Genomic DNA, 20,300 nt, shown 5'->3' with positions numbered 1-20,300 from the left:
TTCATGGACGTTCAAGAGCTGATCGACCGCGCCGAGATCACCGACGCACTGACCCGCTACACCCTGGCCGTCGACGACGGCGACTGGGACGCGCTCGACACGGTCTTCGCCGCCGACGCGACGATCGACTACTCCGAGTCCGGCGGTACGGTCGGCGAGCTCGCCGAGGTCAAGAAGTGGCTCGCCGAGATGCTGCCCGCGTTCTCCCAGAAGCGTCTGCACACCATCGGTCAGGTCGGCATCACGTTCACGGACGAGGGCGCGGCACCGGATGCCTCAGGCTTCGCTTCGGCAGAGGTCGTGGCGTACTTCGACAACCCGATGGTCATCTCCGACGGGTCCGGCGGCGAGCGCGTCGTCGAGGTGGGCGGTCGCTACCGCCACTTCTTCGTGCGTACGCCGGAGGGTTGGCGCTCGCGCCACCTCCACGAGGAGGTCTTCTGGACCCGCGGCTTCTGAACCCTCAGGCCGCGCGACCCCGGATCACCCAGTCCGCGAGCCCGGAGAGCGGCACCAACAGCTCCCGGCCGCGTTCGCTCAGTCCGTACTCCACACCCGGCGGCACCGTCGGGAAGACCGTACGCGTCACGATCCCCTCCTCCTCCAGGACGCGCAGCGTCCGGGTGAGCATGCGCTGGCTGATCCCCTCGACCCGGCGCCGCAGCTCGTTGTAGCGATGCGGGCGCTCGGCCAGCATCATCACGATCAGCAGCGTCCACTTGTCGCCGAGCATCTGCACGGCCTGCGTCACCGGACAGTCCTCGTACTCACCCGCCGGGACCTTCGCCGGCAGTCCTGGCCCGAGCGCCGCGCTCACGATGTGCCGGGGCACATCGGTGTTCCCATCTGACATTGAAGTGCCTTCTTCCGCGAACGCCGCTCGGCGGCGAGGGTTGCTGACATCAGCAACCTATCCATGAGGGAGAAGAAGATGAGCACGATCGCGGTCCTCGGCGCCGGCCCCGGCCTCGGAATGTCGGTGGCGAGGAGGTTCGCCAAGGAGGGGTACGCCGTCGGGCTGGTCTCACGCAGCACGGACCGGCACCCGGGCTACCTGGAGGAGCTGTCGGCGAGCGGCGTACCCGCTGTCGCGGTCGCCGCTGACCTGCGGGCTCCAGGCGCCGCGGCGAATGCTCTCGCGGAGATCACGGCGGCTCTCGGACCGATCGACGTCGTCTACCACGGCCCCGGCGCCCAGAACCTGAGCGCACCCACGGTCGGGATCCTCGAGACCCAGCCTGCCGACATCCGACGTGCCATGGCCGAGACCCTCGAACCGGCCGTCGAGGTGGCCAACCTGGCCCTCCCCACGATGCGCTCGCGCGGCCGCGGCGCGCTGGTGTACGTCTCCGGGCTCAGCGCACTCGTCCCCCTGCCCTTCCTCGGCCCCTACGCCCCGGCCTCAGGCGCCCTGCGCACCTACGCCCGCACGCTGGCCGCCGCCGCAGCCGAGGACGGAGTGCACGTCGGCTCCCTCGTCGTCGGCGGCCTGATCGAGCGCGGCGACATCCACCGGATGCTCACCGACCCCGCCACCCCCGCCCCCTACGCCACTCTCGACCCTGACGAGCTCGCCGGCGCGGTCTGGCGCCTGGCCTCAGGAACCGAGGACGAAGTGGTCTTCGACGTGCTCACGCAGGACCCGGCAGAGGGCTGACATCGCTCCTGGGTCCGTCAACGCGCCTCGAGGTGGTCGATGATGGCGCGGGTGATGATCTCCGGCTGCTGGGCGTTGGCCAGGTGCGCCGAGTCGGGGACCACCAGGAGCCGGCCGTCCTGGACGGTATCGGCGATGGCCTCCAGGTGCGGGGGCGGCGTGGCGGGGTCGTCGGCACCGGCGATGGCCAGGGTCGGGGCGGTGATCGCCGGGAGGTCGCCGCGCAGGTCCATCGCGGCGATGACCTCGCAGCAGCCGGCGTAGCCCTCGTCCGGGGTGGCAGCGACCGTGGCCTCGCAGGTCGCCTTCACCTCGGGGTTCGCCTCGAGGAAGCCCGGCGTGAACCAGCGGGCGACGACCGCCTCGGCGACGGCCTGAGTGCCGTCGGCTCGCACCGTGGCGGCACGGTCGTGCCAGGCGGAGGAAGGGGTCAGATGTGCTCCGGTGCACAGGAGGACGAGGCGGTCGACGCGCTCGGGGTTGCGCGTGGCGAGGCGCATCCCGGTCATGCCACCGAGCGAGAGGCCCACTAAGTGGGCCCGCTGGACACCGAGGCGGTCCAGGAGGGCGACGACGTCGTCGGCCAGGTCGTCGATCGAGTACGGGCCGGGAGGTACCGGCGAGCGACCGTGTCCCCGGGTGTCGTAGCGCACCACGCGGAAGTGCCGCTCGAGGTCGGGCAGGTTCTCGTCCCACATCGCGTGGGTCGCCCCCAACGAGTTGGACAGCACCACCACCGGACCGTCCGGCCGGCCCGAGACGACGTGGTGCACTCGGATGGGTTCGTAGGTGGCGTCCATGCCCGAGAATCTAGGATCGCCGACCTGTTGTTGGGAAGTATCGATTCGCGGGCGATTGATACGCCCGGCGTATCAACCTCCGCGCGGCGCGCTCAGCCGAGACCCGGACGGGCGTGCAGCCCGCCACCGGACTCGTAGAGCAGACCCTTGTCCTTGATGAGCTGGCCCGCGGCGGCCAGGATCGGGCTGTCGCCCACGGCGGAGCCGGCCATCGAGGCGATCGCCTCGAACATCTTGATCGCGGCGTCGTCGACAGCCGGCCAGTTCCACTCCGAGGGAGCGGCACCGATCGGCTCCACAGCGTGCCAGCGAGCCGCACGGGCCTCGGCCATCGTGTTGAGCGTGCTCCAGCCGAGGCCGCCGAGACCGACGACGCCACCGAAGTTGAGCCCGATCAGACCCCAGCCGTTGCACCGGTACTCGAAGGCCGAGGGACCGAACTCCGACTCCTCCAGCTCGACCCGGGTGATCACCGGCTCGGGGCCGGTGTTGGGGGCGTACAGCTTGAACGCGGGCCTCGCGGCGAGCAGCGAGGCTGATGCCGTCGTGGTGATCTCGGTCAACGGCTGGCCAGGTGCCGAGTAGGCATCGAAGACTCGGAAGCCGAGGTCGAGGGCATAGCCGACGACGAAGCGCCGATCGTCCTGGGCGGCGTAGAAGTTGCGATTGAACACGTTGGGGGAAACCTCGCTTGAGCCCTACCGGTCAGCCGACGACGTTCCTCGGGGTGACACGGTGGGATGTGGTTCGGGCAGCGCGACACTATCGCGCCGCGCGTCTCGACCTGGCAACCGGTTGGTGATCTGTGTCTCTCGCGAGTCCCTCAGGAGTAGGTGCCGCGGACGGTGTCGGTGGTCGGCAACGACTGGCAGCCGAGCCGGATCCCGTCGTCGAGGTCCTCCTGCTCGAGCACGTCGTTGCGCACCATCTTCACCTCACCCTCGAGCAGCCGGAACGCGCACGCCGAGCACTCGCCCTCGCGACACGAGTACGGCGCCTTCACACCCTTCGCCTCGAGGAACTCGAGCATCGGGGTGCCGGGGTCCCAGTCGTCGTACGTCGTGGTGGTGCCGTCCAGCTCGATCTCGAGCGTGGCGGGCTGCTTGGGGCCGTCGTCGACGACCTCGGTCTCCGCCTCCTTGACCGGGGCGACCTCGCCGAACGGGTTGCCGCCCAGGGAGGCGAACTTCTCCTGGTGCCGCCTCGCCCGCGGGAACTCGAGCTCCTTGAGCGCCGCGATCGTCGCCTTCATGAACGGCGCCGGCCCACAGACGAAGGCGTCGTACGTCAGACGGTCGGCCGCGAACGCCTTGAGCTGCTCACCGGTGGGCAGGCCCTGGATCGACTCGAGCCAGTGGACCACCTGGAGCCGGTCCGGGTGCTCGCTGGCCAGTCGCGCCCACTCCTCCGCGAAGATCACCGAGCGCTCGTCACGGTTGGCGTAGAAGACCACGATCCTTCCCGTGCCCTCTCGGAGGGCCGTGCGGGCGATCGAGATGATCGGGGTGACGCCCGAACCGCCGGCGAAGAGCAGGAAGTCGGCGTCGATGTCGGCAGGGGTGAAGATCCCGCTCGGCGGCAGCACGCGCAGCGTGTCGCCGGGGCGGAGGTTGTCGCAGATCCAGTTGGACGCGTAGCCGTCCACGGTGCGCTTGACGGTGACCGTGAGCGGGTCGCCCGGGGCGCTGGAGAGCGAGTAGCAGCGCGCCGCAAGGCCGTCCCGGTCGCTCGGCACGGCGACGGTGAGGAACTGGCCCGGCTTCGGCTGGAACGCGTGCCTCACGTCCTCGGGGACCTCGAAGACGATCGAGTGGGCGTCGGCGGTCTCCTTGACCACGTCGCTGACGGGCAGCAGGAAAGAGTCAGTAGCCATCCTCGGCTCCGATCTGGATCCGGCCGTCGGCGACGGCTGCTTCGATGGACGCGGCCAGACGAGGGCAGCGGGCGTGGACGAGCCGCTCGCCGTTGGCGGCGGCCTTGCGACGTACGAGGTCCGGGCACTGGGCCTGCGCCTCGGCCGTCCACTGGACGGAGGTCTGGTGCTCGCTGTTCTTCTTCACCCCGACGCAGGCGAGGCAGTCGAGGCACTCCACCTCGACCAGGCGGGCCTGGGTGTAGAGCCGCTGGTCCTCGACGGTGTCCTCGGACGTCGGGACGAACGAGGCCATCAACTGACCCCTGCGTCACTCGACTCAGGGTTCTCGCCCTTCGCTGACGACTCAGCCTCGGCCTCGATCCGGCGCAGGTTCTCGGCGACCTCCTCGTGCCAGAACTCGTTGGCCTTGGTGGTGTCGACCTCGAACTCGAAGCGGGCACGCATCTCGGGCTCGATGTCGGCGACGTCGACGTAGAACTGCTCGTACCAGCGGCGCAGCTGGTAGACCGGGCCGTCCTCCTCGCACAGCAGCGGGTTCTGCACCGGCGCCTTGTTCTCCCAGATCGCTACGTCCTGGAGGAACCCGTCGCCGAACATGTCGGCGTACTTCTTGCCGATGAAGTTGGCGGTCTTGTCGTCGAGACCCTCGGGCTTCTTGACGGTGATGCCGTACTGCAGGAGGAACGAGTCGGGGCCGGTCGGGATGTGGCAGTTGATCAGGATCACCTCGGTCACGAAGCCCTTGTAGTCGACCTCGAGCCAGTTGATCATGTACGCCGGGCCGTAGTAGGTCGCCTCGGACTTGAGGAACATCTCGGCGTCACCGTAGCCGCCGGACACGTCCGGCCGCCCTCGGGAGGCCATGTACTGCGTGGCCGTGTGGTCCTCGAAGACGTTGCGGAAGTCGGTCGGGAAGGCGAAGTGCACGTAGTAGAAGTGCGCCATGTCGACCACGTTGTCGATCAGCTCGCGGCAGTGGCTGCCCTTGATCGGGACGGTGTTCCAGATCCAGTCGGTGTAGACCTCGCGGTTGCTGACGTCGGGCAGCTCCGGCGGCAGGATGTCGTAGTCGGGCTTCGAACCCTCGGGGTCGTGCCAGATCAGCAGCGAGTCGTTGCGGATCACGGTCTCGTACGCCTTGGTGCGAGCGCGCAGCGGGACGCGGCGGGCGTAGGGGATCTGCTTGCAGCGGCCGTCGGCGCCCCAGCGCCAGTCGTGGAACGGACAGCCGACCTCGTCGCCCTTCACGGTGCCCTGAGTGAGATCGCCACCCATGTGGCGGCAGTAGCCGTCGAGCACGCCCAGCTCGCCCTTGGTGTTCTCCCAGACGACCAGCTTGCCGCCGAACGCCTCGACGGCGTGGGGCTTGCCGTCCTTGAACTCGCTGGCCAGACCCAGGCAGTGCCAACCGCGCGCGAAGCGCTCCGGCTGGGAGCCGTGGTCGAGCGTGCGGGTCTGGGTGGTGGGGTCGGCCATCGTCGTACCTTCCGCTGGGGTCTATCCAAGAAGTGGAACCTGTTCTAGTTTTATCACATGCATGTGGCCTTGACACCCGCCCAGGAGCAACTTCGCTCAGAGCTCAACTCCTATTTCGCCCAGTTGGTCACGCCGGAGCGCCGGGCTGCTCTCGCGCGGGCCTCGGGCGAGTTCGGGGATGAAGCGGACAAGGAGGTCTACCTCTCGACCATCCGGCAGATCGGCGCGGACGGCTGGCTCGGGATCGGCTGGCCGAAGGAGTACGGCGGCCAGGACCGCTCCATGGTGGAGCAGCTGATCTTCACCGACGCCGCCGCCGTGGCCGGGGTGCCGATCCCCTATCTCACGCTCAACACGGTCGGACCGACGATCATGCGGTTCGGGACCGAGGAGCAGAAGGCGTACTTCCTGCCGAAGATCCTCGCAGGCGAGCTGCACTTCTCGATCGGCTACTCCGAGCCGGGCTCCGGGACGGACCTCGCCTCGCTGCAGACTCGCGCGGTGCTCGATGAAGGGTCCGGCGAGTGGGTGATCAACGGCCAGAAGATGTGGACCTCGCTGATCCAGTATGCGGACTGGATCTGGCTCGCCTGTCGGACAGAGCCGGAGGCGTCGCGCCACAAGGGGCTGTCGATGATCCTGGTGCCGACGTCCTCCGAGGGGTTCTCGTACACGCCGGTGCAGACCGTGGCCGGGGTGGGTACCTCGGCGACCTACTACTCCGACGTGCGCGTGCCGGCGTCGAACCTCGTCTCCTCGCGCGGCGGGGGCTGGGCACTGATGACCAACCAGCTCAACCACGAGCGGGTCGCGCTCACCTCGGCGGCACCGCTGGTCCACTCGCTCGGACTCGTGAAGGAGTGGGCGCTGACCACGGTGCTCCCTGATGGCAGCCGAGTGATCGACGCCGAGTGGGTCCAGCTGGCCCTCGGGCGAGCGCATGCACGCATCGAGGCGCTCTCGCTGATCAACTGGAAGCTCGCCTCGGACGCCGACCACGGGGTCGCGCTCTCGCCGGCCGAGGCGTCGGCGACCAAGGTCTACGGCTCCGAGCTCGCGACCGAGGTCTACCGCACGCTGATGGAGATCGTCGGACCGCAGGCCGGCCTGACGGCCGACTCCCCCGGCGCCGTGCTCGCCGGCCGCTTGGAGCGGTTCCACCGCTCCTCGCTGGTCATGACCTTCGGCGGCGGAACCAACGAGATCCAGCGAGACATCATCGGCTACGTGGGCCTCGGCCTCCCCGCCGCCAAGCGCTGACCCATCCACCCGTCGGTCGAGCCGCGAGCGCCAGCGAGCGTGTCGAGACCAACACAGTCGATTGCGAGAACACCATGGACTTCTCCTTCACCACCGAATCCGACGACGCCGCCGAGCTCGCGGCCAAGATCATCGGCGATGCGACCTCGCTCGACCGGCTGCGTACGGTCGAGGCGGCTGCCGGCGACCGCGGCCGCTTCGACGCCTCCCTCTGGTCCGCCCTCGGCGAGGCCGGGCTGCTCGGGCTGCATCTGCCTGAGACGTACGACGGGGCCGGGCTCGGGCTCGTCGAGTTGTGCCGGGTACTGGTCGAGGCCGGACGGCAGGTCGCGCCGGTGCCGCTCGCCGCGCACGGGCCGTGCGGCTTGTTCCTCGCCGAGACCGCCGCGGACGCACTGACCGGCGTCGCCGACGGATCCCGGATCCTGACAGCCGCGGTCGCCGAGGAGCACTCCCACCTGCCCGACGTCCCTATGGTCGTCGCCACGGGGGACACGGTCACCGGCGTGAAGACGCTGGTCAGGGCCGGGATGATCGCCGATGCCTTCCTGGTGACCGCGGCATCCCCGGACGGCACCATCGGGGTCTTCCTGGTCGAGGCATCCGCCGAGGGTGTCGACCGCCGTGCGCAGCACACCAGCGACGGCGACGTCACTGCGCTGGTCTCGTTCGCCTCGGCCCCCGCCCGACGTGTCGGGGACTCCTCGGCCGCTGCCCGGCTCGGCTCGCTGTTGACCGTGGCGGCGGCCGCCGAGCTGCTGGGCATCACCGAAGGAGCCCTCTCGCTCACCTCGTCGTACGCCAAGACCCGGGAGCAGTTCGGCCGCGCCATCGGCACCTTCCAGGCCGTCTCCCAGCGGCTGGCCGACGGGTTCATCGACGTACTCGCCCAGCGACTCACCCTCTGGCAGGCCGTCTGGAGGGTCTCCTCCGGCCTCCCCGCCGCCGACGAGGTCGCCGTCGCCAAGCTCTGGGCCGCCGACGCCGCCCACCGCCTCGCCCACACCACCGTCCACGTCCACGGCGGTGTCGGCATCGACCTCGACGGCGAGGCCCATCGCTATTTCACGACCGCCAAGCGCTTCGAGTTCGTCTTTGGCGGGGCTACCGAGCAGGCTTTGCGGATCGGACGATCTCTCGCTGCGTCCTGATTCGTACCGACGTCATGAGAGGCCCCGGCGGCTGCCGGGGCCTCTCTTTTGTGGCTGGTGTTTGTGCTGTATCGCGGAAAGTCCCCATTGTGTGCGATAGCGCTTCGTCTTATTGACCACAGTCAATTCCTCGTCCAGGGCTGAACGCCTTCGAGTGGGGATCTGGATGTGTGTCCGTTGGTCTCGTGCGGAGTTCCAGCGCGGGTGGGGCCAATACGTTGTCTGGGTTGGGAGATTTAGAAACAGGGTGCCTGGGTTGGGTGCCATTTGGCTGTCTTGCGGGCTTCCAGCAGCGGTCTGGCTTTGGCTTGGGATACCTGTCCCTGATTGGGTTCCCGAGAATTTTTCGTGGCCTTGGTTTGCTTTGATGTGGTAGGCTCGGCGCAGGCGTAAACGTGAAGGCCGACCACCTCAGAATGAGGCGTGCCCCATCCACCCGGGAGATAACGGGTGTGGGGTAATCCAGGGGAACCGGGGGCGTGAACGCTGAGCTGCGAGGGTAAGTAATAGCCCGTACTGCCGGGCCTCCGAGACCAGCGAACCAGAACACATCCGTGTGCGCGGGTGTGGAGAGTTCGTACCTCGGGAGGTGACCGGTTCGATGACCATGCTGCAGCAGCCACAACACCCTGTGCTCGGGGCCGTGGTTTCGGTTACCGCCTCGCTTGGCGAGGTTGCGGACGGAAACCCCTCGTTCATGGCCACCGATCAGAAGGCCGCCACGCTGCTCGAGATCGCCCGCGCGAAGGCGCAGTTGGCTGAGCTCGAGCTGCGCGTGATGGTGGCCGCCGATGACGTAGCCGCCGAGTCCGCTGCCCGGGATGTCGCGGCATGGCTGCACCACCACACCCACCAACGCCCCGAGACCCTGCGCGCCGACCTCCGGCTAGCCCAGGCCCTGGACCGTTCCTACGGGCTGGTCGCGGCCGCGATGCGCCGCGGGGACTGCAACCCGGCCCAAGCCCACGTCATCGTCAACGCCCTCGACGACCTGCCCGCCGACCTCGACCCCGAGATCAAGACCAAGGCCGAGGAGGCCTTGGTCGCTTACGCGACCCGGTTCGACCCCACCCAACTGCGTCGTCTCGGTCGCCGGATCCTCGATGTCATCGCGCCCGAGATCGCCGAGGCCGAAGAAGCCCGACGCCTCGCCGCAGAGGAGACCCACGCCCGCAAGAAGACCCGGCTGGCCATGCGCCGACTCGGGGACGGCACCACCCGCATCTCCGCGGTCATCCCGGATGCGGCCGCGGACCGGCTCGCCACCAACCTCGAGGCCTTCGCCTCACCCCGGCGCGATGACGGCACCCGCACCGAGACCGGCGAATACCTGCCCTACGACCGGCGCCTGGGTCGGGCGTTGTGCCAAATGCTCGAAACCCTCGACCCGACCCGGCTACCGATCCACGGTGGGGACGCCACCACGGTGATCGTCACCATCGATACCGACCAGCTCCGCAAAGAGGCTGGCGTCGGCGACATCGTTGGCGGAACTCAGATCACCGCCGCCGAGGCTCGACGCCTGGCCTGCACCGCCAACATCATTCCGGCTGTCCTCGGGGGTGATTCCGAGGTCCTCGATCTCGGGCGCAAGGACCGCTTCTTCACCGCCGCCCAACGCCGCGCCCTCCTGCTGCGCTCGGCGACCTGTGAGGCCGAGGGGTGCGACATCCCCGGCACCTGGGCCGAGGCCCACCACTGGATCGAATGGGCCCAAGGCGGTGCCACCGATCTCGACAACGCCGCCCTGCTCTGCTCCCATCACCACCACCGCGCCCACGACACCGCATACCTCCACGAACGCCTACCCAACGGCGACATCCGCTTCACCAGACGCACATAGAGATTCCAGGATCACCTGGGGCCGCATGTCCGCCTGCCCATCAGACACGCGCGCATGGACGCGATTCCCCATCTTCGTGGCGGCTGTCTGTGCTGTATCGCGCCAAATCACCATCGTGTGCAATAGCGCCTCGGCCTATCCGTCGCTTACTGAAGGCCGACCGGATCGGTCTCGGACGAATGCCGGTCAAATCGCGTGCGGTGCAGGCGGATGCATGTCATCATCGCTCGCAATTGAGAGCACTGCTCTCACTGCATCCACCTAGGAGCTCCGCAGTGCCTGTCCCCCACGTCTACCCCGACCGCCGCACCCAGATGGGCGCCGTCGCGTTCGCGATCGCCGGTGTCCTCTTTGCCGTCTACGAGGTCGTTGCCCCACGCGCCGACGAGACCACGCTCGACGGAGCGGCGGCGTGGGCTTCCGCCGGATGGGCCATCGCGCACATCAGTGCCATCGTCGGCCTCATTCTCATTCCGCTCGGCTATGGGGCGATCCGTGGCTTTCTCGACGGCACACCACAGGAGAGGACCGCGCACCTCGCGGCCGTCATCGGCTACATCGGCTCCGGTCTGACCATCTCCTACTACGGCGCAGAGGTCTACGGACTCAAGGCCATCGGCGAGCGCGCCGTGGCCGACGGCGACCCCAGCCTGACCGACGTGGGCAACGACTTCCGCCTCGACCCGACCGCGATGACCATTTTCGCGATCGGACTGCTGCTCATCGCCGTCGCCGCCGTACTCGCCTCGATCGCGGTCTGGCGCTCGGGCACCTTGCCCCGCTGGAGCGCCGTCCCGCTCGCCGCTCTCCTGGTCACCATGCTCCCCCAGTACTTCCTCCCGCACGCTTGGCGGATCGTCTGGGGCGTACTCGTCGCCATCGCGGCGCTATGGCTTGCCGCTGCGCTCTGGCGTGCTTCGAGGGTCCGCTCGTAGCTCCTCGCAGCCGCAGGTCGGTCAGGCGCCGACGCCACCATCGCGCAGGGAGTGGATCATGCCCTGCAGGATCCGGAACGCGTCGGACTGATCGGTCGGACTCATGCCGGTCAGCATCCTGACCTCGACAGATCGGACCGCGACGGTGGCCTCCTCGAGCTTCCGCCGGCCTTGGGGCGTGAGCCGCGCGGGGAGGACCTTTCCGACAGGGGCCTCCGCCGGCCTGGTCACGTCGCCGTCTCGCTCCAAGGAGCGGAGCAGCACGTTCATCGTCTGGCGCGTCACGAACGCTCCTCGGGCAAGCTCGGAGTTCGACAGACCGGGCCGCTGCGCCAGCAGCTCGAGGCAGGCGTAGTGGGTGACGCTCATCCCGAGCGGGCGCAGAACCTCCTCCATCGCGGCGCGCAGGGCGCTCGACGCCTCCTTCAGGAGGTAGCCCAGTGACTTGTCCAGGTCGACGCCGTCTTGACTCATGTCAGTATTCTGACATAGCTTCTTTGTGTCAGATAACTGACACACATCGAAGGAGCATCATCATGCCCGTCACCGGCCCCGACTTCATCTCCCTGCAGGCGCGCGACCTCGACGCGTCGCAGGCGTTCTACGAGCACTACCTCGGCCTCGTCCGCTCGCCGGCCGGGCCTCCGCATGCCGTCGTCTTCGAGACCAAGCCGATCGCGTTCGCGCTTCGCGAGGTCGTGCCGGGCACCGATCTCGCGTCTGTCGCCCAGCCTGGGATCGGTGCTGCGATCTGGCTCCATGCCACCGACGTCCAGGCCATCCACGATGCTCTCGTCGCCGACGGGCACACCATCGTCTCCCCCGCGATCGACGGCCCCTTCGGGCGTACGTTCACCTTCGCCGACCCCGACGGCTACCAGATCACGCTCCACGACCGCGCCTGACGGCAACTGAAAGGACGGTCGGCAGCGTCAGCCACCGACACACTCGTCGTTGTCGCCGCCGGAGTAGCAGGGCGGGGCGCGATACCCGTCATCTTCCCGCTCCGGCGCCGGTAGATCCACCGCGCCAGGGATGTAGGAGAGCAGGACCATCGCCGTACCGACGATGACCAACAGGCCCTGCCAGAAGGTCCCGAGCATTCGGCGGTCGGGGTTGAGCGTGTGGGCGAGCGCGCCGCACAGGAGCGCGGCGAGCGCGATCGCACCCCAGACGCGGTACGCGGCGATGTTCGCCGGGTCGATCTCCGGCTGCTCACCGAAGAAGACGAGATAGACGTCCAGCCAGTTCATGGCCAGATTCCCGATGGCGAGAAGAGCCACGACGGACGCAAGAGCCGTGGTGACGGGGAACCCGGATGCGCCAGCGGACACTGGCCGGGCGGTCGAAAGCGAGCATGCGACGAGTCTCGCGGCGCCGCGGCGTGGCGTGATGAGCCCGCGTACTCAACTCTTGACCTTCAGGTCGGTCGAAGCCCCAGCATCGAGACATGACCGCGACCCCTGCAGTTGACCCCACGATGGGCGCCATCACCACCGCCGTGACCCTCGGCCACCAAGGCGAGACCGCCAGAGCACGTCAGGAGCTGCTCGCCATCTGGGAAGACCTCGGAGTCCTGGGCGACTCGCTTCACCGCTGCACGCTCGCCCACTACCTCGCCGACCTGTATCCCGATCCGGCCGAGGCACTCATCTGGGACGTACGCGCCCTCGACGCCGCCAGCGCCCTCACCGACCATCGGGCCGGTGAGCACCATGCCGGCCTCGAGGTCGCCGGCTTCTATCCGAGCCTGCACCTCAACATCGCCGCAACCTGCGTCGCCTGGGCTCCTTCGAGGCAGCCACCGAGCAGATCGGCAAGGCAGAGGAGCGTGTGGCCGCGCTGCCGCAAGGGCCGTACGGCGACATGATTCGTACGGCGATCCGCGGTGTCAGCGATGCGATCACAGCTCGCGACACCACGCCCCGGTCGACCTCTCCGACGGTCGGCGGGACCGAGGAGGGCTGAGCCCTGACTCACGACCGAGTCGCCCTAACGATGGTCGAGAGGATCGCGTCGGCGGCCGCCTGCGGCGCCTTGGTGGGGATCCAGTGGCTGACCCCGGTCAGCTCGATGAACTCGTAGGGTCCGGTTATACAGTCCTCGTTGCCCTCCAGGGCCGTCCGGCCGATCGCGACGTCGCCATCGCTCCAGAGCATCGTCGTGGGGACCGAGACTCGGCCGACGCGCCGCGCCAGGAACATGGCCCGGTACCAGCCCAAACCGCCGGGGAGAGCGCCGTAGTCGACGATCTCCTCCCGGAAGCGCTCGACGTCGTCGTCGTTCCAGCCACTCCCCCGCATCATCCGCTCCATCCGGCCGCCTCGCCCGGAGACCAGCTCGGGCAGCAGCGGGATGTTGAAGAGTGCCATGTAGACCGACTTGCGCCGCTGCGGACCCTTCATCGACCGCACGAACGGGACCGGGTGCGGCACCGACATCGCGGTCCAGCTCCGGACCAGGTCGGGTCGCTTGGCCGCCACTCCCCAACCGACAGCACTCCCCCAGTCGTGGCCGGCCAGGTGCACCGGCCGCCCGATCTCGTCGATGAGCGCCACCACGTCCTCGACCAGCTTGCCGGCGCCGTAGCCGAGACGCGTACGCGGCCGGGCGCCCGGCGAGTAGCCGCGCTGGTCCGGGGCGATCGTGCGGAAGCCGGCCTCGTGCAGGATCGGTGACACCTCGCGCCAGCAGGTCGCCCGCTCCGGGAAACCGTGCAGGAGCACGACCGGGTCGCCGTCGGCCGGGCCGGAGTCGATCACGTCGAAGGTGAGTCCATCACGTACGTAGCTCGAGATCGTCACGCGGCCATCCTGTCAGTGCCTCTCCCGCCTCTGCGGCGGGGTTGCGGCGTGCGTTAGCGGCGGCAGCGACCAGGGTGTGCGATAGCGCGCTGAGGTAAGGCGCAAAGGAACCACGGCATGAGAAAGGCGCCGGCTCGGTCGACGAGCCGGCGCCTTCGTGGTGCTTTCGGACTATCCCTCGGCGATCGCGTCCAGGCGCTTGACGGTGGCCTCGAACTCGGCGATGAGGTCGGCCATGACCGCGGCGACGGGGCGTACCTCGTTCATCCGGCCGACGATCTGCCCGACCGGCATCGCGACGACGTCGGGATCGCCGGCGGCGTTGATGCGGTTGTGGGCGTCGGAGACGAGCAGGTTCTGCAGCGGCATCGGCAGCGGCGCCGGCGAGCCCTCGGCCTCCCAGGCGTCGGTCCACTTCGACTTCAGCAGCCGGGCGGGCTTGCCGGTGTAGATCCGCATCCGGCGGGTGTCTGCGGACGTGGCGCGGGTGAAGGCACTCTCCCAGCCGGCGTGGGTGTTGAGGTTGCGATACTCGCTCGTCCCGAGCCAGATGGAGCCGGTCCAGACGCCCTGCGCACCGAGCGCCAGCGAGGCGGCGATCTGACGGCCCGAGCCGATCCCGCCGGCACCCAGCACCGGCACGTCCGGCCCGACCGCATCGACGATGTCGGGCTGGAGCACCATCGAGGCGATCTCCCCGGTGTGCCCGCCGGCCTCGTAGCCCTGGGCGACGATGATGTCGACGCCGTTCGAGACGTGCGACACCGCGTGCTTCGGGGCTCCTGCGAGGGCAGCCACCTTGACCCCGTGCTCGTGGGCCTTCTCGATCACGTCGTTGGGCGGGGTGCCGAGCGCGTTGGCGATCAGCACCGGCCGGTGCTGCAGCGCGACGTCGACGTGCGAGCGCGCGGTCGAGTGCAGCCAGCCGAGCACGCCCTCGCGCCCCTCCCCCTCCGGCAGCGGCGGTACGCCCAGGGAGAGCAGCGTCTTGTCGACCCACTCGGTGTGCTCCGCCGGGATGTAGGCGGACAGGTCGGTCGAGGTGCCTTCGGTCGGCACCTTCATCGGCATGACCACGTCGACGCCGTAGGGCTTGCCGTCGGTGTTCTCGTCCATCCACGTCAGGGTGCGGTCGAGCTCCTCGGCGTCGTTGAAGCGTACGCAGCCCAGCACGCCCAGCCCGCCGGCCTTGGAGACCTCCGCGGCCACGTGCTCCGAGGGGGTGAAGGCGAAGATCGGGTAGTCGATCCCGAACGCCTCGCACAGTGCCGTACGGATCATGCCTTTGCTCCTTCGGGGTCCTGCTCAGTTGCGGTCGCTTGGGTGGCCAGGGCGATCTCCTTGGCCTTGGGATACTGGGCCTTGCCCGTGGCGTTGCGGGGCACCTCGTCGACGATGGTCAGGGCGCGCGGCAGCTTGTAGCCGGACAGGTGAGCACGCAGGAACGTACGCAGCCCCTCCAGCTCGATGGTCGCGCCCGGTCGCGGCTGGATGACCGCGGCGACGGCCTGGCCGTAGCGCTCGTCCGGGATGCCGACGACGAGCGTGTCGTAGACGTCGGGGTGCGCCTTGACGGCCGCCTCGACCTCCTCGGGGTAGACCTTCTCGCCGCCGGTGTTGATGCAGTTTGAGCCTCGTCCGAGGAGGGTGAGGCGGTTGTCTGTCTCGATCCGGGCGTAGTCCCCCGGGATCGCGTAGCGGATGCCGTCGATCTCCACGAAGGTCTTCGCCGACTTCTCGGGGTCCTTGTAGTAGCCGACCGGCACATGCCCCTTGCGGGCGGTGCGGCCGATCTTGCCGACGTCGGTGGCGAGGTCGAGCGGGTGGCCGTCGTCGCCGATCACTGCGGTGTGGGCACCCGCGGTCACCACGGGGCCGTCGGTCGAGAGTGCGGAGGCGTCCTGCAGGCCGGTGCCCTGGAAGCCGGTCTCGGTCGAGCCGATCGAGTCGGTGAAGACCGCGTTCGGGAAGGCCCTCATCCAGCGCTCCTTGACCGACTTGGAGAAGATCGCGGCCGAGGAGGCGATGGCGAACAGCGACTGGCCGTCGAAGCTCTGCCCGTTGCCGGGACCGGCCTCGTACGCGTCGATGAGCGGCACCGCCATCGCGTCACCGGTCATGAACATCATCTGGACCTTCTCGCGGTCGACGATCTCCCAAGTGCGTACCGGGTCGAACTTGGGCTCCAGGATCGTCACCTGGCCGGCGAAGAGGTGCATCAGCAGGCTCGCCTGGGCACCGCCGTGCATCAGCGGGCTGAGCGGCAGGGTGATGAGCCCGTCGCCGGCGGCCTGCTTGGACTGGTCGTACTCCTCCAGCGGCACGCCCGTCATGAAGTCGATGCCGCCGCCGAGCACGCGCCAGAAGTCCTCGTGGCGCCACATCACGCCCTTGGGGAAGCCGGTGGTGCCGCCGGTGTAGATGACGTGGATGTCGTCGGGGCTGCGCTCGCCGAAGTCGCGTACGTCGGACTGCCCGGCCTGGGCCTCCTCGAGCGTGATGCCGCCGAACGGGCTCAGGTCGGAGTCGTCGTGGGGCTCGATCGGGTTGGGGACCGCGACGAACGTCTTCAGCCCCTCCAGCTTCGGGGAGACCTCGGCGACCAGCGGCGCGTAGACGCGGTCGTGGACCAGGGCCTTGAGGTCGGCGTTGCCGAAGAGGTACTCCAGCTCGCCGGCGACGTAGCGATAGTTCACGTTGATCGCGACGGCACGGATCTTGAGGATCGCAAGCAGGGCGACGACGTGCTCGACGGAGTTCTTGGAGTAGAGCCCGACGTGATCGCCCTTTCCGATCCCCTGGCCCGCCAGGTAGTGGGCCAGCTTGTTGGACTCACGCTCGAGCTCTGCGTAGGTCACTTTGCGGTCGCCGACTTGGACCGACACCTTCGCAGGCGCGGCGTCGACGGCGTGTTCGAAGAGGTCAGCAAGGTTCAGCGCCATGACTGCGAGACTAGAACACGTTTCAGTTTTCCGCTAGGGTCTGATGTTATGCCGATCACAGAATCTTCTGCTCAGCCGCACGCGATCGTCGAGCAGGACGGCCACAAGCTCATCGTCACGATGAACCGTCCCGAGCGCCGCAACGCCCTCTCCTCCGAGATGCTGCGGATCATGGAGGACGCCTGGGACCGGGTGAACTCGGACCCCGAGATCCGGGTCTGCATCCTGACCGGCGCGGGTGGCTACTTCTGTGCCGGGATGGACCTGAAGAAGGCCGACGAGAAGCCGCCCTCGGAGTCGTTCGAGGAGGGCTTCGACCCGACGGTGATCAAGGGCCTGCTCAAGGGCTTCCGGCTCACCAAGCCGCTGATCGCCGCCGTCGAGGGTCCCGCCATCGCCGGCGGCACCGAGATCCTGCAGGGCACCGACATCCGGGTCGCCGGCGAGTCGGCCAAGTTCGGCGTCGCCGAGGCCCGCTGGTCGCTCTACCCGATGGGCGGCTCCGCGGTCCGTCTCCCCCGCCAGATCCCCTACACCGTCGCCGCCGAGCTGCTCCTGACCGGACGTACGCTGCTCGCCCCCGAGGCCAAGGAGCTCGGCCTCATCGGCCACGTCGTCCCCGACGGCACCGCGCTCGAGAAGGCCCACGAGCTCGCCGACATGATCGCCGCCAACGGGCCTCTGGCCGTCCAGGCGATCCTCCGCACCATGCGCGAGTCCGAGGGCAAGCACGAGGAGGAGGCCTGGGCCGACGACGCCAAGGTCGGCGCCGCCGTCTTCGCCTCCGAGGATGCCAAGGAGGGCCCCAAGGCCTTCCTGGAGAAGCGCAAGCCCGAGTTCAAGGGACGCTGAGACTCCGTCAGACCCCACCCTTCCTGACGTACGCAGCCCCTGGCAGCATCCGCGGAAGCAACTCACGCCGCAGCACCAGCAGCAGATGGGCGCCGAGCGCGACGAAGAACGCGATGTGGGCGGCGATGCTTCCGCCCCACAGGTCGGACCACGCAGTGCCGAGCGAGTCCTCGTCGCCGACCCGGGCCTCGCAGGCCTCTTCGAGGCGGTCGATCCGCTCCTCCTCCGCGTCGGAGGTGTCACTGCCGCTGCGGTCCTCCCCCGGCTGGTCGAGTCGGTCTCTGTCGACATGGCGTAGCCGACCACGAATTGCAGCACGAAGGCGGCGACGGTCAGCCAGTGCAGGGTCTTGGCGACGACCCCATAGCCCGTTGCCGACGCGCCTGACATCAGGAGGCAGCGTAGCGGGACCGCCGAGCTCATCGTGTCGGATCGACAGGACTCCGATCGTGGTGTTGGTGAGCGCCGCCGTCCGCGGTGCCTGACCACCCACCAGGAGGATCCATGTCCAGCACCTCACGCACACTCGTCCGTCTGTCCATGTCCATGACCCTGGACGGCTTCGTGACCGGGCCGGACGACCGCCACGGCCAAGGGCTCGGTCGGGGTGGCGGGCGGATCTTCGACTGGCTCGACGACCGTCACGGCGCCGGCGTGAACGGCGACGTCTATCGCGAGTACCTCGCCACGGGGGCACTGATCTCCGGGCGGCGTACCTATGAGCTCGCCGACCGCTGGGGCGGCGACCATCACGACGGCGTGCCGATCCACGTGCTCACCCATCACCCCGACGACGTCCCGCCGGGCAGCGCCCGCTACTTCACCGACGTCGACCGGTGCGCCGACGAGGCCCGGCAGGCGTCCGGCGACAAGGTCGTCATGGCGCACGGCGCCGGGCTCGCCCAGGCGCTCCTCGCCGCGCGCCAGCTCGACGAGATCGAGATCCATCTGGTGCCGGTGCTCCTCGGCGCCGGCAGACGGCTCTTTCCCGGCGACGGCGTCGGGCCCGTCGAGCTCGAGCTCACCCGGCGCCTCGAGGGGCGCGGGGTGACCCACCTTCGCTACCTGGTGCGCTACCCCTGACGTACGTCACTGCGAGAAGCGGGCGCGGAGGGCCTTCTTGTCCGGCTTGCCGAGGGCGGTCATCGGGATCGCGTCGATCTCGATGACCGACTTCGGTGCATGGACGGAGCCCTTCCGCTCCTTGACCAGGGCCTGGATCTCGGCGACGACCTCGTCCGAGAGGACGGCGTCGGGACGAGGGACGACCACGGCGGTGACGGCCTCGCCGAACTTCTCGTGCGAGGTGCCGATGACGGCGACCTGGGCGACTGCGGGATGGGTCGCGATGACATCCTCGACCTCACGGGGGAAGACGTTGAAGCCGCCGGTGACGATCATGTCCTTGGTGCGGTCGACGATGTACCAGAAGCCGTCCTCGTCCTCCCGGGCGACGTCGCCGGTGTGCATCCAGCCGTCCCGGAAGGTCTCGGCGGTGACCTCGGGCAGCTGCCAGTAGCCACCGGAGAGCAGCGGTCCGGCGACGCAGATCTCACCGGGCTCGCCAGGAGCGACCGGCTGACCGTCCGCGTCGAGCAGGGCCGTACGGACCAGGGCGGACGGCCGGCCGCAGGAGGTGAGCCGATGGGTGAGCGGCTTCCCGTCGGCGTCGACGTGGTCGCCCTTGGCGAAGTAGGTGATCGCCATCGGCGCCTCGGACTGGCCGTAGTACTGCGCGAAGATCGGCCCGAACCGCCCGATCGCCTCCGCCAGGCGCACCGGGTTGATCGCGGAGGCGCCGTAGTAGACGGTCTCGAGCGACGACAGGTCGCGGGTGCGGGAGTCCGGGTGGTCGAGGAGGGCGTACAGCATCGTCGGGACCACCATCAGCGAGGAGATCCGCTCGCGCTCGATGGTCTCCAGGACGGCGGCCGGGTCGAACCTCGGCATCACGAAGAGGGTGCCGCCCTTGATCACGACGGGCACGAAGAAGGCGGCACCGGCGTGCGAGAGCGGTGTGCACATCAGGAACCGGGGCGCCTCGGGCCACTCCCACTCCGAGAGCTGCACCTGGGTCATCGTCGCGAACGACCCGGACAGCCCGATCACGCCCTTCGGCTTCCCGGTCGTCCCGCCGGTATAGGTGATCGAGGTAACGTGGTCGGGCGGGAGCAGCCTCGCCGCGAGCGGCTCGACCGGATAGGTCTCCGCGGCGGCGACGAGATCGACGCCGACATCCGCCAGCTGCGGCGGGACCGGCCCGATGGTCAGCACCCGCTTCAGCCCCGGGCACATCTCCAGCAGCTCGACGGCGCGATCGGCGAAGTACGGGTCGATGATCAGACCGGTGATCCCGGCATCGTTGATGACGTACGCCTGGTCCTCCGCGCTGCCCAGCGGGTGCAGCGCCGTGCGCTGGAATCCCTGGGTCTGGCCGGCGCCGAGGATGAAGAGCACCTCGGGGCGGTTGAGCGCGAGCAACGCGGTCGCCGAGCCGGTGCCGGCGCCGAGCGCCTCGAAGGCCTGGACGTACTGGCTGATCCGCGCCGCCACCTCCGCGCCGGTCAGACTCACGTCTCCGAGATGAATGATTGGACGGTTCTTGTGGCGCTCCAGCGCCGAGACCATCAGATGACCGTTGTGGGGACCGATGCGGCTGGTATCCATGCCCGCACCTTACCGCGAAACTAGAACGTGTTCTAGC

At 68.7% G+C, this 20,300-nt stretch carries 23 protein-coding genes; 10 read left to right on the top strand and 13 right to left on the bottom strand.

Translation table 11 applies throughout. The features are described from left to right. Positions 1–3: 3 nt before the first annotated feature. On the top strand, positions 4–459 hold the full coding sequence (locus tag OH802_RS18950; RefSeq protein ID WP_406021008.1) for a nuclear transport factor 2 family protein: 456 nt from the start codon (positions 4–6) through the stop codon (positions 457–459). Positions 460–463: 4 nt separating this feature from the next. On the opposite strand, the gene OH802_RS18945 is transcribed toward OH802_RS18950, so the two are convergent. Continuing rightward, positions 464–853, bottom strand: coding sequence for a winged helix-turn-helix transcriptional regulator (locus OH802_RS18945; RefSeq protein ID WP_406021006.1), 390 nt, complete (start codon positions 851–853; stop codon positions 464–466). A gap of 63 nt (positions 854–916) precedes the next feature. On the opposite strand from OH802_RS18945, the gene OH802_RS18940 reads away from it, so the two are divergent. After that, a complete protein-coding gene (locus tag OH802_RS18940; protein ID WP_406021004.1) occupies positions 917–1,657 on the top strand; it encodes an SDR family NAD(P)-dependent oxidoreductase in 741 nt (246 codons plus the stop codon). Positions 1,658–1,674: 17 nt separating this feature from the next. On the opposite strand, the gene pcaD is transcribed toward OH802_RS18940, so the two are convergent. From pcaD to OH802_RS18915, 5 genes are all read right to left on the bottom strand, one after another. Continuing rightward, complete coding sequence (gene pcaD / locus OH802_RS18935; protein ID WP_406021002.1) at positions 1,675–2,457, bottom strand: 3-oxoadipate enol-lactonase; 783 nt, start codon at positions 2,455–2,457, stop codon at positions 1,675–1,677. 92 nt (positions 2,458–2,549) lie between these two features. Then, positions 2,550–3,131: a hypothetical protein gene (locus tag OH802_RS18930; protein WP_160023363.1), complete on the bottom strand. Its 582-nt coding sequence runs from the start codon at positions 3,129–3,131 to the stop codon at positions 2,550–2,552. A 149-nt stretch (positions 3,132–3,280) separates the two neighbouring features. Further along, positions 3,281–4,330 carry a 2Fe-2S iron-sulfur cluster-binding protein gene (locus tag OH802_RS18925; protein ID WP_406020999.1) on the bottom strand — a complete coding sequence of 350 codons (1,050 nt, stop codon included), beginning with the start codon at positions 4,328–4,330 and terminating at the stop codon, positions 3,281–3,283. Beyond that, the gene (locus OH802_RS18920; RefSeq protein ID WP_350658522.1) at positions 4,320–4,625 is read right to left on the bottom strand and encodes a hypothetical protein; all 306 of its coding nucleotides are present in this window, start codon (positions 4,623–4,625) and stop codon (positions 4,320–4,322) included. The genes OH802_RS18925 and OH802_RS18920 overlap by 11 nt, the downstream gene beginning before the upstream one ends. Beyond that, positions 4,625–5,809, bottom strand: a complete 1,185-nt coding sequence (locus tag OH802_RS18915; protein WP_406020997.1) for a Rieske 2Fe-2S domain-containing protein — start codon at positions 5,807–5,809, stop codon at positions 4,625–4,627. The genes OH802_RS18920 and OH802_RS18915 overlap by 1 nt, the downstream gene beginning before the upstream one ends. 57 nt (positions 5,810–5,866) lie before the next feature. Here OH802_RS18915 and OH802_RS18910 point away from each other — a divergent pair, with 57 nt between their 5' ends. The 4 genes from OH802_RS18910 (at position 5,867) to OH802_RS18895 (ending at position 10,998) form a co-directional block, all read left to right on the top strand. Further along, positions 5,867–7,069 carry an acyl-CoA dehydrogenase family protein gene (locus OH802_RS18910; RefSeq protein ID WP_406020995.1) on the top strand — a complete coding sequence of 401 codons (1,203 nt, stop codon included), beginning with the start codon at positions 5,867–5,869 and terminating at the stop codon, positions 7,067–7,069. A 74-nt stretch (positions 7,070–7,143) separates the two neighbouring features. Continuing rightward, a complete protein-coding gene (locus OH802_RS18905; protein WP_406020993.1) occupies positions 7,144–8,220 on the top strand; it encodes an acyl-CoA dehydrogenase family protein in 1,077 nt (358 codons plus the stop codon). A 697-nt stretch (positions 8,221–8,917) separates the two neighbouring features. After that, complete coding sequence (locus tag OH802_RS18900; protein ID WP_406020991.1) at positions 8,918–10,063, top strand: DUF222 domain-containing protein; 1,146 nt, start codon at positions 8,918–8,920, stop codon at positions 10,061–10,063. Between the two features lie 275 nt (positions 10,064–10,338). Further along, positions 10,339–10,998 (top strand): hypothetical protein, encoded by a 660-nt coding sequence (locus OH802_RS18895; RefSeq protein ID WP_406020989.1) that lies wholly within the window; start codon positions 10,339–10,341, stop codon positions 10,996–10,998. A gap of 21 nt (positions 10,999–11,019) precedes the next feature. On the opposite strand, the gene OH802_RS18890 is transcribed toward OH802_RS18895, so the two are convergent. After that, positions 11,020–11,472, bottom strand: coding sequence for a MarR family winged helix-turn-helix transcriptional regulator (locus OH802_RS18890; RefSeq protein WP_406020987.1), 453 nt, complete (start codon positions 11,470–11,472; stop codon positions 11,020–11,022). A 62-nt stretch (positions 11,473–11,534) separates the two neighbouring features. On the opposite strand from OH802_RS18890, the gene OH802_RS18885 reads away from it, so the two are divergent. After that, on the top strand, positions 11,535–11,903 hold the full coding sequence (locus OH802_RS18885; RefSeq protein ID WP_406020985.1) for a VOC family protein: 369 nt from the start codon (positions 11,535–11,537) through the stop codon (positions 11,901–11,903). A gap of 27 nt (positions 11,904–11,930) precedes the next feature. Here the strand turns inward: OH802_RS18885 and OH802_RS18880 are convergent, their stop codons facing one another. Continuing rightward, the gene (locus OH802_RS18880) at positions 11,931–12,251 is read right to left on the bottom strand and encodes a hypothetical protein (RefSeq protein WP_406020983.1); all 321 of its coding nucleotides are present in this window, start codon (positions 12,249–12,251) and stop codon (positions 11,931–11,933) included. Positions 12,252–12,448: 197 nt separating this feature from the next. Between OH802_RS18880 and OH802_RS18875 the strand changes: the two genes are divergently transcribed. After that, entirely contained in the window at positions 12,449–12,868 is a 420-nt protein-coding gene (locus OH802_RS18875) for a hypothetical protein (protein ID WP_406020981.1), read from the top strand. Positions 12,869–12,974: 106 nt separating this feature from the next. Here the strand turns inward: OH802_RS18875 and OH802_RS18870 are convergent, their stop codons facing one another. The 3 genes from OH802_RS18870 to OH802_RS18860 all read right to left on the bottom strand — a co-directional run bounded on the left by OH802_RS18870 (position 12,975) and on the right by OH802_RS18860 (position 16,744). Next, positions 12,975–13,802: an alpha/beta fold hydrolase gene (locus tag OH802_RS18870; RefSeq protein ID WP_406020979.1), complete on the bottom strand. Its 828-nt coding sequence runs from the start codon at positions 13,800–13,802 to the stop codon at positions 12,975–12,977. A 171-nt stretch (positions 13,803–13,973) separates the two neighbouring features. Then, the gene (locus tag OH802_RS18865) at positions 13,974–15,083 is read right to left on the bottom strand and encodes a nitronate monooxygenase family protein (RefSeq protein ID WP_218131216.1); all 1,110 of its coding nucleotides are present in this window, start codon (positions 15,081–15,083) and stop codon (positions 13,974–13,976) included. Further along, positions 15,080–16,744, bottom strand: a complete 1,665-nt coding sequence (locus OH802_RS18860) for an acyl-CoA synthetase (RefSeq protein ID WP_406020977.1) — start codon at positions 16,742–16,744, stop codon at positions 15,080–15,082. The genes OH802_RS18865 and OH802_RS18860 overlap by 4 nt, the downstream gene beginning before the upstream one ends. Positions 16,745–16,792: 48 nt before the next feature. On the opposite strand from OH802_RS18860, the gene OH802_RS18855 reads away from it, so the two are divergent. Then, the gene (locus OH802_RS18855) at positions 16,793–17,596 is read left to right on the top strand and encodes a crotonase/enoyl-CoA hydratase family protein (RefSeq protein WP_406020975.1); all 804 of its coding nucleotides are present in this window, start codon (positions 16,793–16,795) and stop codon (positions 17,594–17,596) included. Positions 17,597–17,603: 7 nt separating this feature from the next. Here the strand turns inward: OH802_RS18855 and OH802_RS18850 are convergent, their stop codons facing one another. After that, positions 17,604–18,089, bottom strand: coding sequence for a hypothetical protein (locus OH802_RS18850; RefSeq protein WP_406020973.1), 486 nt, complete (start codon positions 18,087–18,089; stop codon positions 17,604–17,606). Positions 18,090–18,100: 11 nt separating this feature from the next. Here OH802_RS18850 and OH802_RS18845 point away from each other — a divergent pair, with 11 nt between their 5' ends. Next, complete coding sequence (locus tag OH802_RS18845) at positions 18,101–18,679, top strand: dihydrofolate reductase family protein (RefSeq protein WP_406020971.1); 579 nt, start codon at positions 18,101–18,103, stop codon at positions 18,677–18,679. A gap of 6 nt (positions 18,680–18,685) precedes the next feature. On the opposite strand, the gene fadD8 is transcribed toward OH802_RS18845, so the two are convergent. Further along, positions 18,686–20,263: a fatty-acid--CoA ligase FadD8 gene (gene fadD8, locus OH802_RS18840; RefSeq protein WP_406020969.1), complete on the bottom strand. Its 1,578-nt coding sequence runs from the start codon at positions 20,261–20,263 to the stop codon at positions 18,686–18,688. Positions 20,264–20,300 lie beyond the last annotated feature (37 nt).

The sequence above is a fragment of the Nocardioides sp. NBC_00850 genome, assembly GCF_045207335.1.
Classification (GTDB): Bacteria; Actinomycetota; Actinomycetes; order Propionibacteriales; family Nocardioidaceae; genus Nocardioides.
The sequence above is the reverse complement of the archived record's forward strand: the minus strand, read 5'-3'. Positions and strand labels throughout refer to the sequence as shown.